Raw genomic sequence first — 14,819 nt, forward strand, 5'->3', positions numbered from 1 at the left:
AGCAGGCGGAAGGCGGGCGCACGTCTCGCGGACGCTGCGGGGCACGGCCGTGCCGCAGTGCAAAAACTCCTTGAACCCTGGAGTTCTCGGGCGTATAGTTTTTTTGTCAACAGCGAGGCTGGTGGCGGTGTCCAAAATGGTGCATGCGGAGCCTCCGCTCCTGCGGTCCTGGTCATCAAACAGTTGTTTTTGCACCAGTCTGGTGCAAATCACAAAGCCGGTGCGCGCGCGCCCGGCTTTTTTGTGCGCGTTCGGTTTATCAGGCCTTCCGGTTTGAAAGGCCTTTGTCGGCCCCCATGCGCGTGATCTTGCGTGTCGTTTGAGGAAAAGAAGATGGATCAGCCCCAAAAGCAGGGTCTTTACGACCCCGCCAATGAACACGATGCCTGTGGCGTGGGTTTCATCGCCCACATCAAGGGCGAGAAACGTCATGACATCATCCTGCAGGGCCTCGAAATCCTGAAAAACCTCGATCACCGGGGCGCGGTCGGTGCCGATCCGCTGCAAGGTGACGGCGCCGGCATCCTGATCCAGATCCCGGATCAGCTCTACCGCGAGGAGATGGCGCAACAGGGCGTGGCCCTGCCGCTCCCCGGCGAGTATGGCGTCGGCATGGTGTTCATGCCCAAGGAAGCCGCCTCGCGCCTCGCCTGCGAGGAAGAAATCGAGCGTGCGGTGGTCGGCGAAGGCCAGGTCGTGCTCGGCTGGCGCGACGTTCCGGTCAATCACGCCATGCCGATGTCGCCGACGGTGAAGGCCAAGGAGCCGGTGATCCGCCAGATCTTCATCGGCCGCGGTGCCGACGTCATGGTCACCGAAGCGCTCGAACGCAAGCTCTACGTCGTGCGCCGCCGCGCCGCCAATGCCATTGCCGCGCTGCAGCTCAAGCACGGCAAGGAGTTCTACATGGTGTCGATGTCGGCACGCACGGTGAACTACAAGGGCCTGCTGCTGGCGAACCAGGTCGGCGAGTACTATCGCGACCTCGTCGATCGGCGCGCGGTCTCGGCGCTGTCGCTGGTGCACCAGCGCTTCTCGACCAACACCTTTCCGAAGTGGAACCTCGCCCATCCGTTCCGCTACATCGCCCATAACGGCGAGATCAACACCTTGCGCGGCAACTACAACTGGATGCGCGCGCGCGAAAAGGGGGTGCATTCGCCGCTGCTCGGCGCCGACCTGGAAAAGATCTGGCCGCTGATCTACCCCGGCCAGTCCGACTCGGCCTCCTTCGACAATGCCCTCGAACTGCTGGTGATGAGCGGCTACTCGCTCGCCCACGCGATGATGATGATGATTCCGGAAGCCTGGGAGTCGCATTCGCAGATGGACGAGAAGCGCCGCGCCTTCTACGAGTACCACGCGGCGATGATGGAGCCGTGGGACGGCCCCGCCGCGGTGGCGTTCACCGACGGCCGCCAGATCGGCGCCACGCTCGACCGCAACGGCCTGCGCCCGGCGCGCTACCTGGTCACCGACGACGACCTTGTCGTCATGGCCTCCGAGTCCGGTGTGCTGCCGATCCCCGACAGCAAGATCGTCAAGAAGTGGCGCCTGCAGCCGGGCAAGATGTTCCTGATCGACATGGAGCAGGGGCGCATCATCTGCGACCAGGAACTCAAGGAGTCGCTCGCCAACGCCCGGCCCTATGCTGACTGGCTGCGCCGGATCAACATCAAGCTCGACACCCTCGAAGTGCCCGCCGTGGCTGACACCGCCGCCGCCCGCGGCGAGCGCGTCGCGCCGCTGCTCGACCGCCAGCAGGCCTTCGGCTACACCCAGGAGGACATCAAGTTCATCCTCGAGCCGATGGGCAAGAGCGGCGAGGAAGGCACCGGCTCGATGGGCAACGACTCGCCGCTGGCGGTGCTGTCGAGCAAGAACAAGCCGCTGTTCAACTACTTCCGCCAGCTCTTCGCCCAGGTCACCAACCCGCCGATCGACCCGATCCGCGAGCAGATGGTGATGTCGCTGGTGTCCTTCATCGGCCCCAAGCCCAACCTGCTCGAGATCAACGAGATCAACCCGCCGTTCCGCCTCGAGGTCAGCCAGCCGGTGCTCGACTTCGCCGGCATGGCCAAGATCCGCAACATCGCGCGCTACACCCAGAACAAGTTCCGCTCCGCCGAGCTCGACATCTGCTATCCGGCCGAATGGGGCAAGGAAGGCGTCGAGGCGCGCCTGGCCTCGCTGTGCGCGGACGCCGAGAACGCGGTGCTGGGCGGCAACAACATCCTGATCGTGTCCGACCGCAAGCTGTCGGCCGAGCGCATCGCGATTCCCGCGCTGCTGGCGCTGTCGGCGATCCACCAGCACCTGGTGGCGAAGGGCCTGCGCACCCGCGCCGGCCTGGTGGTGGAGACCGGTTCCGCGCGCGAAGTGCACCACTTCGCCGTGCTCGCCGGCTACGGTGCCGAAGCCGTCCACCCCTATCTCGCGCTCGAGACCCTGCAGCACATGGCCGACGACACCGAGACCGCGGCCAGGTACGTCAAGCACTTCGTCAAGGCGATCGGCAAGGGCCTGATGAAGGTGATGTCGAAGATGGGCATCTCCACCTACATGTCCTACACCGGGGCGCAGATCTTCGAGGCCGTCGGCCTCAAGCAGGCGCTGCTCGACAAGTACTTCACCGGCACCACCAGCCAGGTTGAGGGCATCGGCGTGTTCGAGGTCATGGAAGAGTCGATCCGCCTGCACAAGGCCGCCTTCAGCACCGACCCGGTGCTCCACGACATGCTCGAGGCCGGCGGCGAGTACGCCTTCCGCACCCGCGGCGAAGAGCACATGTGGACGCCGGATGCGATCGCCAAGCTCCAGCACGCCACCCGCTCGGGCAGGTCCGACACCTACAAGGAATACGCCCACATCATCAACGACCAGAGCCGCCGGCACATGACCCTGCGCGGCCTGTTCGAGCTCAAGGCGTCGGCCACCCCGGTCGCGCTCGACGAGGTCGAGCCGGCGAAGGAGATCGTCAAGCGCTTCGCCACCGGGGCGATGTCGCTCGGCTCGATCTCGACCGAGGCCCACACCACGCTGGCGGTGGCGATGAACCGCATCGGCGGCAAGTCGAACACCGGCGAAGGCGGCGAGGACCCGATGCGCTTCAAGCCGCTGACCGAGGCGATCCGGCTGTCGCAGGTGATCGGTGAGAACCGCATCGCCCGCGACCTCGAACTGAACGCCGGCGATTCGCTGCGCTCGGCGATCAAGCAGGTGGCCTCGGGCCGTTTCGGCGTCACCGCCGAGTACCTGGCCAACGCCGACCAGATCCAGATCAAGATGGCCCAAGGCGCCAAGCCCGGCGAGGGCGGCCAGCTCCCCGGCCACAAGGTCTCCGAGTACATCGGCTTCCTGCGCCATTCGGTGCCGGGCGTCGGCCTCATCTCGCCGCCGCCGCACCACGACATCTATTCCATCGAAGATCTGGCGCAGCTGATCCACGACCTCAAGAACACCAACCCGGCGGCGAGCATTTCGGTGAAGCTGGTATCCGAGATCGGCATCGGCACCGTGGCCGCCGGCGTGGCCAAGGCCAAGGCCGACCACATCGTCGTCGCCGGCCATGACGGCGGCACCGGGGCGAGCCCCTGGAGCTCGATCAAGCATGCCGGCTCGCCGTGGGAGCTGGGGCTGGCCGAGACCCAGCAGACCCTGGTGCTCAACCGCCTGCGCGGGCGCGTGCGGGTGCAGGTCGACGGCCAGATCAAGACCGGCCGCGACGTCGTCATCGGCGCCCTGCTCGGCGCCGACGAGTTCGGCTTCGCCACCGCACCGCTGGTCGTCGAAGGCTGCATCATGATGCGCAAGTGCCACCTCAACACCTGCCCGGTCGGCGTCGCCACCCAGGACCCGGTGCTGCGCGCGCGCTTCTCCGGCCAGCCCGAGCACGTGGTGAACTACTTCTTCTTCATCGCCGAGGAAGTGCGCGAACTGATGGCCCAGCTCGGCATCCGCAAGTTCGACGAGCTGATCGGCCGCGCCGACCTGCTCGACATGAAGAAGGGCATCGCCCACTGGAAGGCGCAGGGCCTGGACTACTCGCGCATCTTCTACCTGCCGCCGGTGCCGGCCGAAGTGCCGCGGCTGCACGTCGATACTCAGGACCATGGGCTCGAAGGCGCGCTCGACAAGCAGCTGATCGCCCTTGCCCGGCCGGCGCTGGAGAAGGGCGAGAAGGTCAACATCGACCTCGCCGTGCGCAACATCAACCGCACCGTCGGGGCGATGCTGTCCGGTCAGGTGGCGGCGAAATACGGCCATCCCGGCCTGCCCAGCGACACCATCCACATCCGCCTCAACGGCACCGCGGGACAGAGCTTCGGCGCCTTCCTCGCGCGCGGCATCACCCTCGAGCTGGTCGGTGAAGGCAACGACTACGTCGGCAAGGGCCTGTCGGGCGGGCGCATCATCGTGCGCCCGAAGGCCGAGTTCCGCGGCGAGACCGGCAGCAACATCATCGTCGGCAACACCGTGCTGTACGGTGCGACCGAAGGCGAGGTGTACTTCGCCGGCGTCGCCGGCGAGCGCTTCGCGGTGCGCAACTCGGGCGCCACCGCGGTGGTGGAGGGCGTGGGCGACCACGGCTGCGAATACATGACCGGCGGCACGGTGGTGGTGCTTGGCCAGACCGGGCGCAACTTCGCCGCCGGCATGTCGGGCGGTGTCGCCTATGTCCTCGACGAGGACGGCAGTTTCGAGCAGCGCTGCAACATGGCCCAGGTGGCGCTCGAGCCGCTGCCCGACGAGATCGCCGCGCGCAAGGGTTCCGAGTCCGGTGACGACCTCGAATCCCACGGCCGCGTCGACATCGACCACCTGACGATGGGCGACGAGCTCATCCTGAAGGGCCTGATCGAGCGCCACGTCCGCTTCGCCGGCAGCGTGCGCGCCCGCGAGATCCTGAACAACTGGGCCACCTGGCGCAAGAAGTTCGTCAAGGTGTTCCCGCACGAGTACCGTCGCGCGCTGGCCGAAATGGCCGAAACGAGGAACGGGCAGCGCGAAGCAAAGAAGGAGGCCGCATAAATGGGCAAGCCCACTGGTTTCATGGAATATCAGCGCCTGTCGGAGGCTTACGAGCCGGTCGACAAGCGCGTGAAGAGCTACAAGGAATTCGTTGCCCGCCTCACCGACGAGCAGGCCTCGATCCAGGGCGCGCGCTGCATGGATTGCGGCGTCCCGTTCTGCAACAACGGCTGTCCGGTCAACAACATCATCCCGGACTGGAACGACCTGGTATATCGCGGCCACTGGCGCGAGGCGATCGAGGTGCTGCACTCGACCAACAACTTCCCCGAGTTCACCGGCCGCATCTGCCCGGCGCCGTGTGAGGCCGCATGCACGCTGAACATCAACACCGACGCGGTGGGGATCAAGTCGATCGAGCACGCGATCATCGACAAGGCCTGGGAAGAAGGCTGGGTCCTTCCCCAGCCCGCCGCCGCGAAGACCGGCAAGAAGGTGGCGGTGGTCGGCTCCGGCCCGGCCGGCCTGGCGGCCGCCCAGCAACTGGCACGCGCCGGCCACGCGGTGACCGTGTTCGAGAAGAACGACCGCATCGGCGGCCTGCTGCGCTACGGCATTCCCGATTTCAAGATGGGCAAGGGGCTGATCGACCGCCGCGTCGAGCAGATGCAGGCCGAAGGCGTCACCTTCCGCACCGGGGTGCTGGTCGGCGCCAGGGAGATGCCGGCCGGCATCGTCAATGACGCCAGGGAAACGATCGACGCCGAGCAGCTGCAGCGCGAGTTCGATGCCGTCGTGCTGGCGGGGGGAGCCGAAGTGCCGCGCGACCTGCCGGTGCCGGGGCGCGAGCTCGGCGGGGTGCATTTCGCCCTCGAATTCCTGATCCCGCAGAACAAGCAGGTCGCCGGCGACAAGCCCAACCCGATCTCGGCCAAGGGCAAGCACGTCGTCGTCATCGGCGGCGGTGACACCGGCTCCGACTGCGTCGGCACCTCCAACCGCCACGGTGCCGCGAGCGTGACCCAGTTCGAGCTGATGCCGATGCCGCCCGCACAGGAGAACAAGCCGCTGGTGTGGCCGTACTGGCCGACCCGGCTGCGTACCTCGTCCTCGCACGAGGAGGGCTGCGAGCGCGACTTCGCCGTTGCCACCAAGGAGTTCATCGGCAAGAACGGCAAGGTCAAGGCGCTCAAGGCCTGCCGCCTGGAATGGAAGGACGGCAGGATGTCCGAAGTGCCGGGCTCGGAGTTCGAGATCAAGGCCGACCTGGTGCTGTTCGCGATGGGTTTCACCCAGCCGGTGGGCGGCGTGCTCGACGCCTTCGGCGTCGACAAGGACGCGCGCGGCAACGCCAAGGCGAGCACCGATGGCGAAGGCTGCTACGCCACCAGCGCACCCAAGGTGTTCGCCGCCGGCGACATCCGCCGCGGCCAGTCGCTGGTAGTGTGGGCGATTCGCGAAGGCCGCCAATGCGCGCGTGCAGTCGATGAGTTCCTGATGGGCGAGAGCCTCCTTCCCCGGTGAACGGCTTATCGCCCTGCGCGGGGCGAGTGGACGATTGCGGGCCGACCGGCCCGCAAGGCGAAGGTCGCCAATGCGCGCGTGCAGTCGATGAGTTCCTGATGGGGGAAAGTCTCCTTCCCCGGTGAGCGGCGCGCTGAAGCGGGTTACCATAGGCATTCTTCGAGGCGGTCTGCGGACCGCCTTTTCATTGCATGGGGTTCGCACGCGGATGCTGGATATTCTCGCCATCACCACGCCCGTTTTCATCCTGATCGGGGCCGGCTTCGGCGCGGTACGCGCCGGGCTTTTTTCCAGCACCGACGTCCGCGCGATGGGGCGCTTCGTGATCCAGTTCGCCCTGCCGGCGATGCTGTTCAAGACCTTGTCGCAGCGCAGCATCGGCGAGATCATGAACCTGCGTTTCCTCCTCGCCTATCTGCTCGGTTCGCTGCTGGCCTGTGCCGCAGTGGCGCTGTTCGCCCGCTACGCGGCAAGGCGCGCGCCGCTGACGGCGGTTCTCATCGGCATGGGCGGCTCGATGTCGAACAGCATCTTCCTCGGCCTGCCGATCGCGCTGCAGGTGGTCGGGCCGGTGGCGTCGGTGATCGTCGCCCTGGTGGTGATGGTGGAGAACCTGATGATGCTGCCGTTGCTGCTGGCCGCGGCGGAAAGTCTGGGCAAGCCGGGCGCGGGCCTGCTCCCCGCGCTGCTGCGGATCTTCGAGCGACTGCTGAAGAATCCGCTGGTGATCGCGATCAGCGCGGGGTTTCTGGCCTCGCTGCTCGAACTGACGATTCCCACGCCGGCGGTCAAGGCGATCGACCTGCTGTCGGTGACCTCGGCCGGGGTGGCGCTGTTCGTCGTCGGCGGCAATCTCGCCCGGGCGCCGGTCGGCGGCATGCTCGGCGACGTCGGCCTGATCGTCTTCGCCAAGCTCGTGCTCCATCCTGCAGCGGTGGTGCTGGCGCTGCTGCTCGTGCCCGGGATCGAACCCGCCTACCAGGCGGTGGCGGTGCTGATCGCCTGCGTGCCGATGATGAGCATCTATCCGATCTTCGGCCAGCAGTACGGCCAGGAAAACCTGTGTTCGGCGGCGCTGGTGGTGACCACGGTGGTTTCTTTCGCCAGCATCACGCTGTGGATCTGGGCGCTCGGCAGGGCGGGCCTGCTGGCCGGGGCCGGCCTGGGTTAGGCAACCCGGCCAGGGGAGCATGTTCCGCGCGTGCGCCTGCGGGCCGTTCCATCCTTCATTCACCAGGAGTGATCTTCATGAGCAAGGTTCTTGTCATCAACGGACCCAACCTCAATCTGCTCGGCACGCGCGAGCCCCACATCTACGGCGCGACAACGCTGGCCGACGTCGAGAACGGCCTGGTTGCGCAGGGCAAGGCGCTCGGCCTCGAGGTGTCCTGCTTCCAGAGCAACCACGAAGGGGCCATCGTCGAGCGCATCCACCAGGCCCGCGGCGAAGGGGTCGCGTTCGTGCTGATCAATCCGGGCGCCTACACCCACACCAGCGTGGCGATCCGCGACGCGCTCGCTGGAGTGGCGATCCCCTTCGTCGAGCTGCACATCTCCAACGTGCACAAGCGCGAGCCCTTCCGCCACCATTCCTACCTGTCGGACCTCGCCGAGGCGGTGATGGCCGGCTTCGGTACGCCAGGCTACGGCCTCGCCCTGCAGTACATCGCCACCAGGCTGCGCTGAACGGGGCGAGCGGGCGGAGCCGCCCCGGGGCGAGGGATGGCAAAACCTTGTCGCAATTTCCGCCACCGGAAAGGCGCGGAATCCGCCCCCCGGCGAGGTTACGGAATTATGATGCGGCCTCCCGCCTCCGTCTCCGCCTCCGCGATGCCCGACTTCGAATCCCGCTCCGCCCCTGCTGTCGTTCCCGCCCCCGGCACCGGCCGGTGGTGCGTGAATGGGGCTGGGCACTGGCGCTGGTCGCGGCCTGGTATGTCGTCGCGCAGTGGGGGATCCACCTTTTCTTCGGCGTCGGACCTGGCTCCGGAGCCTGGGCGCGGGATCTCGCCGCGCATCTGCTGATCGGCGCCGTGATGTTCGCGATGGCGCGCAGCCTGGCGCGCTTCGCGGTGGCGATGGGTGTGCTGTTCTCCGCGTTCACCCTCGGCAACGCGATCAAGCTCGCCGTGCTCGGCGGGCCGGTGATGCCGGACGACTTCGTCGCGGCAAGAAACCTGTTCCTGCTGCTGGAAGGCTGGCAGCTGTGGGCCAGTGTGGCCATGCTCGTGCTGCCGCCGGCCTTCCTCGCCTGGATGTTCGCCTGGCGCCGGCCGCAGGCGTGGGCGGTGCTCGGCCTGGCGCTCGCCGCGCTTTCGGCCTTGCTGGCGCAGCCGGCGCCGGCCGGTGCCTGGCTGGACGCGCGCTTCGGTGACTGGGTATGGAACCAGCGCGGCAACTACGAAATGCGCGGCCTGCCCCTGCACCTGGTGCAGGAGTCCGTCCGCAACTTTGCCCGCCGCGGGGCGGCGCCGGCGGCCGGCGACGTCGACGATGCGCTGGCGCTGCTCGGCAGTGGGCAGCCCGATCCCTTCCTGAAGGCCGCCGCGGGGGCGGCGCCGCGCGGCGGGCGCAACGTCCACATGATCGTGCTCGAATCGTTCTGGGATCCGACCGCGCTGAACGCCGCGGGACTGTCGGCTGACCCCTTCGACCCGGCCTTCCGCCGCCTGTGGAAGGCCGCCGGCCATGCCCGCGCGCTGTCGCCGGTGTTCGGCGGCTACACCGCGAACGCCGAGTTCGAGGCCTTGTGCGGTTTCCCGGTGAAGACCGACGCGGTGTTCTTCGAGGGCCGGCTGCGCCGCGACGTGCCCTGTCTGCCGCGCCATCTCGGCGAGGCGGGCTATCGCAGCGTCGCCTCGCATCCGAACGCGGCACCGTTCTGGAACCGCATCAACGCCTACCACCGGGTCGGCTTCGAGCAATACTGGTCCGCCCGCGACTTCGTCCTCGACGACATGAACGGCGAGTTCCTCGGCGACGCTTCGCTCTACCGCCAGGTGCTCGAGCGCATCGGACCGCAGCTCGACGGCGCGCAACCGGTGTTCAACTATGTGCTGACCTATTTCGGCCATCTCGACTATCCGCTCAACGAACGCCGTCCCGAACGCATCACGACCACGGACGACAATCCCCTGGTCCGCGCCTATGCCAACACGGTCTATTACAAGTCGCGCGAGCTGATGGCCTTTCTCGGCGAACTGCGCCGCCGCGACCCCGATGCGATCGTGGTGCTGTTCGGCGACCACCTGCCGTCGCTGGGCTGGAACCATGGCGGGTATGTCGAGTCGGGCCTGCTCGCGCCCGACCGCGCCGAGTTCGACGATGAAATGTTCCGCACCCTGGTGGCGACGCCACTGGTGGTGATCGACGGCCGGCGCGGGCCGCTGCGCACCGGTGATCTGCCGATCTACGCGCTGCCTGCGCTGATCCTCGATCTGCTCGGTGACGGGCGCGACACCATGCTCCGTTTTACCGCCCGCAGCAATGACGTGGTGCGCGTGCGCCCGCTGCCGGGGATGCACTTCGCCGTCGAGGGCCGGCAGCTGACGGTGTGCCGCGGCGGTGAACGCCTGCCCGGCTGCGAACCGTCCACGGCCTGGGTCGAGGCGGTGGATATCCTCAAGCGCGACCTGTTCAGCGGTGCCCAGCATGCGCTGCAGGCACCCGCGCGCCTGCGTGCGCTGCAGACGGTGGAGCTGGAGGCCGCCGACATCGCGCCCGAATCCGCCCTCGAAGCGGGGGCTGGAGATCCCCAGCCCGAAGCCTGAAGGTTTTGCAGCCGGGCTGCTTTTTTGCCCACCCGCGCACCCCCACGAGGGGGGCCCGAGCCTGCTGGCTCCGGGCCTATGGCCGCTGCACGATCGCGCTGCCGCCGCCGTGGCGCAGCGGCTCGCTGACCGCGGTCACGCTGCCGTCGGCGTTGAAGCGGATGCCGTTGGCGGCACCGATCTGGGCGGTCTCGCGCCAGCGGTGCCCCTTTGCGGCGAGCGCCTGCGCCTGCGCGCTGGCGGGAAAGTCGAGCAGGGTCTCGACCAGGGTGGTGTCGCCGTTGCGCTGGCTCATGCGCGGTGCGGCCACGGCATCGGCCAGGCTCATGCCGAGATCGATGTGGTTGACGAGGATCTGCAGCACGGTGGTGATGATCGTCGAGCCGCCCGGCGAGCCGATCGTGAACGCCGCTGCGCCGTCGCGCAGCACGATGGTCGGGCTCATGCTCGAGCGCGGGCGCTTGTAGGCTTCGGGCAGGTTGGGGTGCGGGCCCTTGAAGTCGAAGTCGGTCAGCTCGTTGTTGAGCAGGAAGCCGCGCCCGGGGACGACGATGCCGCTGCCGCCCCAGTCCTCGATGGTGAAAGTGTAGGCGACGACGTTGCCTTCGCGGTCGGACACCGCGAGGTGGGTGGTGTGCATCGACTCCTGCGCGAGCGGGCTCGGCTGCGGGCGTAGCGGCACCGAGCGGTCGTCCTCGAAGGCGTAGGGATCGCCCGCCGCGACCTTGCCCGCCGCGGCGGTGGCGCCGATGCGCTGCGCGCGCTGGCGGGCGTAGGCCTTCGACAGCAGACCGTCCTTGGGCACATCGACGAATTCCTCGTCGGCGAGGTAGGCGTTGCGGTCGGCGAAGGCCAGGCGCGAAGCTTCGAGGTAGAGGTGCTCGATCTCGGCGCGCGGCCGGCCGGCGAGCTCGAAGCTCTCGAGCAGGTTGAGCGCCTGGGCGATCGCGATCCCCCCGCTCGAGGGGGCGGGCATGCCGTAAATCTCGTAGCCGCGGTAGGTCGAGCGGATCGGTTGGCGGATGCGCGCTTCGTAGTCCTTGAGGTCGGCCATCGTCATGTTGCCGGCGAGCGCTTCGATGCCCGGACTGGCTGGCGGGTGCCGGACCGCGGCGACGATGCTGGCTGCGATCGGCCCTTCGTAGAAAGCCTTCACGCCACCGTCGGCGAGGGCGCGGTAGGTCCGCGCCAGATCGGGGTTGCGGTGTACGCTGCCGAGCGGCAGCGCCTTGCCGTCTTGCAGGTAGAGCGCGGATGCGGTGGAAAAGCGTGCGAACTTGGCCTCGTTGGCGGCGTTGATGCGGTGGAAATTGGCGCCGACGGTGAACCCTTCCTCGGCGACGCGGATCGCCGGCGCCAGCACCTGCGCCAGGCCCATCGTGCCGTAGCGCGCCAGCGCCTCGTGCCAGCCGCGCACGGTGCCGGGCACCCCCACCGAGAGGCCGCTGGCCACCGCGGCCTTCCACGCCATCTCGCTGCCGTCGGCGTTCCCGAACATGCCCGGATGAGCGCTCGCCGGGGCCGCCTCGCGGTGGTCGATGGCGATCACACGCCTGTCCCTGGCGGCATAAATCAGCATGAAGCCACCGCCGCCGATGCCGCAGCTGAAGGGCTCGGTGACGCCGAGCGTGGCCGCCGCGGCGACCGCGGCATCGACCGCGTTGCCGCCGCCGTCGAGGATCTCGATCGCGGCCCGGCTGGCTTCGTCGGAAACGGTGGCGACGGCGCCGCCGCGGCCGGTATCGACCGGCTGCTTCGCCAGGGCGCCGAAGGCGGCCATCATGACCGCGGCGGCGAGCAGGATCTGTCTTCTCACGGGCTGCTCCGTCGTGCCGGGGAGCATGACGGTAGCACCGGGCAGCGACCGTGCCCAAGGCGGGAATACCCGGGTGGGCGCCGCCGGGGCGTCGCGGCAGGGCGTTACAGCCCGAGGGTCTCGGCGGTATACCGCGCGATCATGCGCTCCTCGTCGGTCGGCACCACGGCGACCGCGACGCGGCTGCCTGCGGTGTCGAGGCGGCGGGCGTGGCCGGCGGGGGTGGCGTTGGCGGCGGGGTCGATCGTGATCCCGAGCCAGGCCGACCACGCGGCGACTTTCTCGCGCACCGGGGCGGCGTGCTCGCCGATGCCGCCGGTGAACACCAGCGCGTCCAGCCCGCCGGCGGCGGCGGCGAGCGAGCCGAGTTCGCGCGCGATGCGGTAGCAGAACAGGTCCACCGCTTCCTCCGCCTCGGGCGCGGCCGAGGCGAGCAGGGTGCGCATGTCCTGGCTGATGCCGGAGACGCCGAGCAGGCCCGACTCCTTGTAGAGCAGCTTGGTCAGGGTTTTCGTGTCCATCCCCTTCTGCTCCATCAGGTAGAGCATCACGCCGGGGTCGAGGCTGCCGCTGCGGGTGCCCATCATCAGGCCTTCGAGCGCGGTGAAGCCCATCGTCGAGGCGACGCTTTTGCCGTCGCGCAGCGCGCACATCGAGGCGCCGTTGCCGAGGTGGGCGATCACCACCGCGCCCTTGGCGCGCTCGCCGATCAGCGCGGGCAACTGGCGTGCGACGTAGTCGTAGGACAGGCCGTGAAAACCGTAACGCTTGATGCCTTCGGCCGACAGCCGGCGTGGCAGCGCGAAAGCCTGCGCGAGCGCGGGCTGGGTGCGGTGGAAGGCGGTGTCGAAACAGCCGACCTGGGGCACGCCCGGCATCAGCGCTGCGACCGCGCGCACCGCGCGCAGGTTGTGCGGCTGGTGCAGGGGCGCGAGCGGGACGAAGGTGTCGAGCGTGCGCAGCACCGCTTCGTCGAGCCGGGTGGGGGCGCTGAAGCGCTCGCCGCCGTGCACGATGCGGTGGCCGGCGGCGGCGATGTCGAGCGCCGGGTTGTGGCGGACGAGCAGACCGAAGACGTGTTCGAGCGCGGCGCGGTGTTGTTCGCCCTGGCCGCCGGCGGTGGCGACCGCTTCGCGGATGCGCTCGCCGGCCGCGGTCTCGAGCGTGACTTCCGGGCTGGCGCCGATGCCGTCGACCTGGCCGCAGACCGCCGGCGCCGCGGCGACCCGCGCGCCGGCCGTGTCGTCGATCGGATAGAGCGCAAACTTCAGGCTCGAGGAGCCGGCGTTGAGGACGAGGACGGCCTTCATGCTTTGAGCGCCTCGCGCTTCTTGTGCGCCATCAGCTGCACCACGGCGCAGGAGGCGGTGCGTGTCTCCGCGGTGTCGGCGCGGCTGGTGAGCACGATCGGCACGCGCGCACCCAGTACCACCCCGGCCATCAGCGCGTTGGCGAGGTATTCGAGCTGCTTGGCGACCATGTTGCCGGATTCGAGGTCGGGTACCACCAGGATGTCGGCCTGGCCGGCGACCGCCGAGCGAATGCCCTTGGTCTTGGCCGCGACGAGCGAGACGGCGTTGTCGAAGGCGAGCGGGCCGTCGAGCAGCCCGCCCCGGATCTGGCCGCGGTCGGCCATTTTGCACAGCGCGGCGGCGTCGATGGTGGAGCGGATCTTGGGGGTGACGGTCTCGACTGCCGACAGGATCGCGACCTTGGGGTCGGGCAGGCCGAGAATGTGGGCGAGGTCGATCGCGTTCTGGATGATGTCGACCTTGTCCATCAGGGTCGGCTCGATGATGATCGCGGCGTCGGTGATCATCAGCGGATGGGGGTAGCTCGGCACGTCGGCGAGAAAGACGTGGCTGATGCGACGGCCGGTGCGCAGGTGGCGGATGACCTCGCTCATCATTTCGTCGGTGTGCAGCGAGCCCTTCATCAGCGCTTCGGCGCCGCCGTCGCGGCACAGCGCCACCGCAACCTCGGCCGAGGCGTGGCTGTGCTCGGTGTCGACGATGCGCAGTCCGGCGAGGTCAATGCCGTGCTCTTCGGCGACGCCGCGGATGCGCGCTTCGGGGCCGACCAGGATCGGCTCGACCAGCCCGGCGCGGGCGGCCTGCACCGGGCCGAGCAGGGACTCGCGGTCGCAGGGGTGGGCGACCGCGATCGGGATCGGCGCCAGCCCGGACGAGATCGACAGCAGGTGGCGGTAGCGCAGCTCGCGGTCGGAGATCGTGACTTCGGGGAGCACAACGCGCGGGCGGCTGACCTTCTCGGTTGGTGCCAGCACTTCGGCGACGCCGTCGATGACCTTCAGCCCGTCCTGGTTCAGCGCCAGGCAGTCGAAGCGGATGTGGTGGTCGTGCTCGAACTTTTCGCGGCAGGTGACGGTGATCGTCAGCGTGTCGCCGATCGTGATCGGGCGCCAGAAGTGCAGCCCCTGCGACACATACACCGTGCCGGGGCCGGGAAATTCGGTGCCGAGGATGGTGGAGATCAGCGTGCTGCCCCACATGCTGTGGCCGACCACTTCGCGGAACTGGCCGGAGCGGGCATATTCGAGATCGACGTGGGTGGGGTTGACGTCGCCCGACATCGCCGCGAACAGGTGGATGTCCTCGGGGCGCAGGGTGCGGACGAGCTGGGCGAAGTCGCCGACCTGGATCTCGTCGAAGGTGCGGTTCTGGATGAGCGGCGGCGCGGCATGTTCCATTGCGGGTCTCTTCGTGATGTGCGGTTGC

The 14,819-nt window shown here is 68.4% G+C and carries 8 protein-coding genes; 5 read left to right on the forward strand and 3 right to left on the reverse strand.

From position 1 onward, the window contains the following. The first annotated feature begins 333 nt into the window (after positions 1–333). The 5 genes from Tchl_RS03765 (at position 334) to Tchl_RS03785 (ending at position 10,265) form a co-directional block, all read left to right on the forward strand. Entirely contained in the window at positions 334–5,031 is a 4,698-nt protein-coding gene (locus Tchl_RS03765; protein ID WP_075147217.1) for a glutamate synthase-related protein, read from the forward strand. Then, positions 5,032–6,495 carry a glutamate synthase subunit beta gene (locus Tchl_RS03770; protein ID WP_075147218.1) on the forward strand — a complete coding sequence of 488 codons (1,464 nt, stop codon included), beginning with the start codon at positions 5,032–5,034 and terminating at the stop codon, positions 6,493–6,495. 208 nt (positions 6,496–6,703) lie between these two features. Further along, entirely contained in the window at positions 6,704–7,666 is a 963-nt protein-coding gene (locus Tchl_RS03775) for an AEC family transporter (protein ID WP_075147219.1), read from the forward strand. 77 nt (positions 7,667–7,743) lie between these two features. Next, on the forward strand, positions 7,744–8,181 hold the full coding sequence (aroQ, locus tag Tchl_RS03780) for a type II 3-dehydroquinate dehydratase (RefSeq protein ID WP_075147220.1): 438 nt from the start codon (positions 7,744–7,746) through the stop codon (positions 8,179–8,181). Between the two features lie 203 nt (positions 8,182–8,384). Beyond that, positions 8,385–10,265: an LTA synthase family protein gene (locus Tchl_RS03785; RefSeq protein WP_232311650.1), complete on the forward strand. Its 1,881-nt coding sequence runs from the start codon at positions 8,385–8,387 to the stop codon at positions 10,263–10,265. A gap of 76 nt (positions 10,266–10,341) precedes the next feature. On the opposite strand, the gene ggt is transcribed toward Tchl_RS03785, so the two are convergent. The 3 genes from ggt to Tchl_RS03800 form a co-directional block, all read right to left on the reverse strand. Beyond that, positions 10,342–12,081, reverse strand: coding sequence for a gamma-glutamyltransferase (gene ggt / locus Tchl_RS03790; RefSeq protein WP_075147221.1), 1,740 nt, complete (start codon positions 12,079–12,081; stop codon positions 10,342–10,344). A 104-nt stretch (positions 12,082–12,185) separates the two neighbouring features. Further along, a complete protein-coding gene (locus Tchl_RS03795) occupies positions 12,186–13,391 on the reverse strand; it encodes an acetate/propionate family kinase (protein WP_075147222.1) in 1,206 nt (401 codons plus the stop codon). Next, complete coding sequence (locus Tchl_RS03800) at positions 13,388–14,791, reverse strand: bifunctional enoyl-CoA hydratase/phosphate acetyltransferase (protein ID WP_075147223.1); 1,404 nt, start codon at positions 14,789–14,791, stop codon at positions 13,388–13,390. The genes Tchl_RS03795 and Tchl_RS03800 overlap by 4 nt, the downstream gene beginning before the upstream one ends. Positions 14,792–14,819 lie beyond the last annotated feature (28 nt).

Source organism: Thauera chlorobenzoica (genome assembly GCF_001922305.1).
In the GTDB taxonomy this organism is placed as follows: Bacteria; Pseudomonadota; Gammaproteobacteria; order Burkholderiales; family Rhodocyclaceae; genus Thauera; species Thauera chlorobenzoica.

What these genes read in the sequence shown, in the direction of transcription:
- Tchl_RS03765 (WP_075147217.1), top strand. Translation starts at nt 334, where the DNA reads ATGGATCAGCCCCAAAAGCAGGGTCTTTACGACCCCGCCAATGAACAC.
- Tchl_RS03770 (WP_075147218.1), top strand. Translation starts at nt 5,032, where the DNA reads ATGGGCAAGCCCACTGGTTTCATGGAATATCAGCGCCTGTCGGAGGCT.
- Tchl_RS03775 (WP_075147219.1), top strand. Translation starts at nt 6,704, where the DNA reads ATGCTGGATATTCTCGCCATCACCACGCCCGTTTTCATCCTGATCGGG.
- aroQ (WP_075147220.1), top strand. Translation starts at nt 7,744, where the DNA reads ATGAGCAAGGTTCTTGTCATCAACGGACCCAACCTCAATCTGCTCGGC.
- Tchl_RS03795 (WP_075147222.1), bottom strand. Translation starts at nt 13,391, where the DNA reads ATGAAGGCCGTCCTCGTCCTCAACGCCGGCTCCTCGAGCCTGAAGTTT.
- Tchl_RS03800 (WP_075147223.1), bottom strand. Translation starts at nt 14,791, where the DNA reads ATGGAACATGCCGCGCCGCCGCTCATCCAGAACCGCACCTTCGACGAG.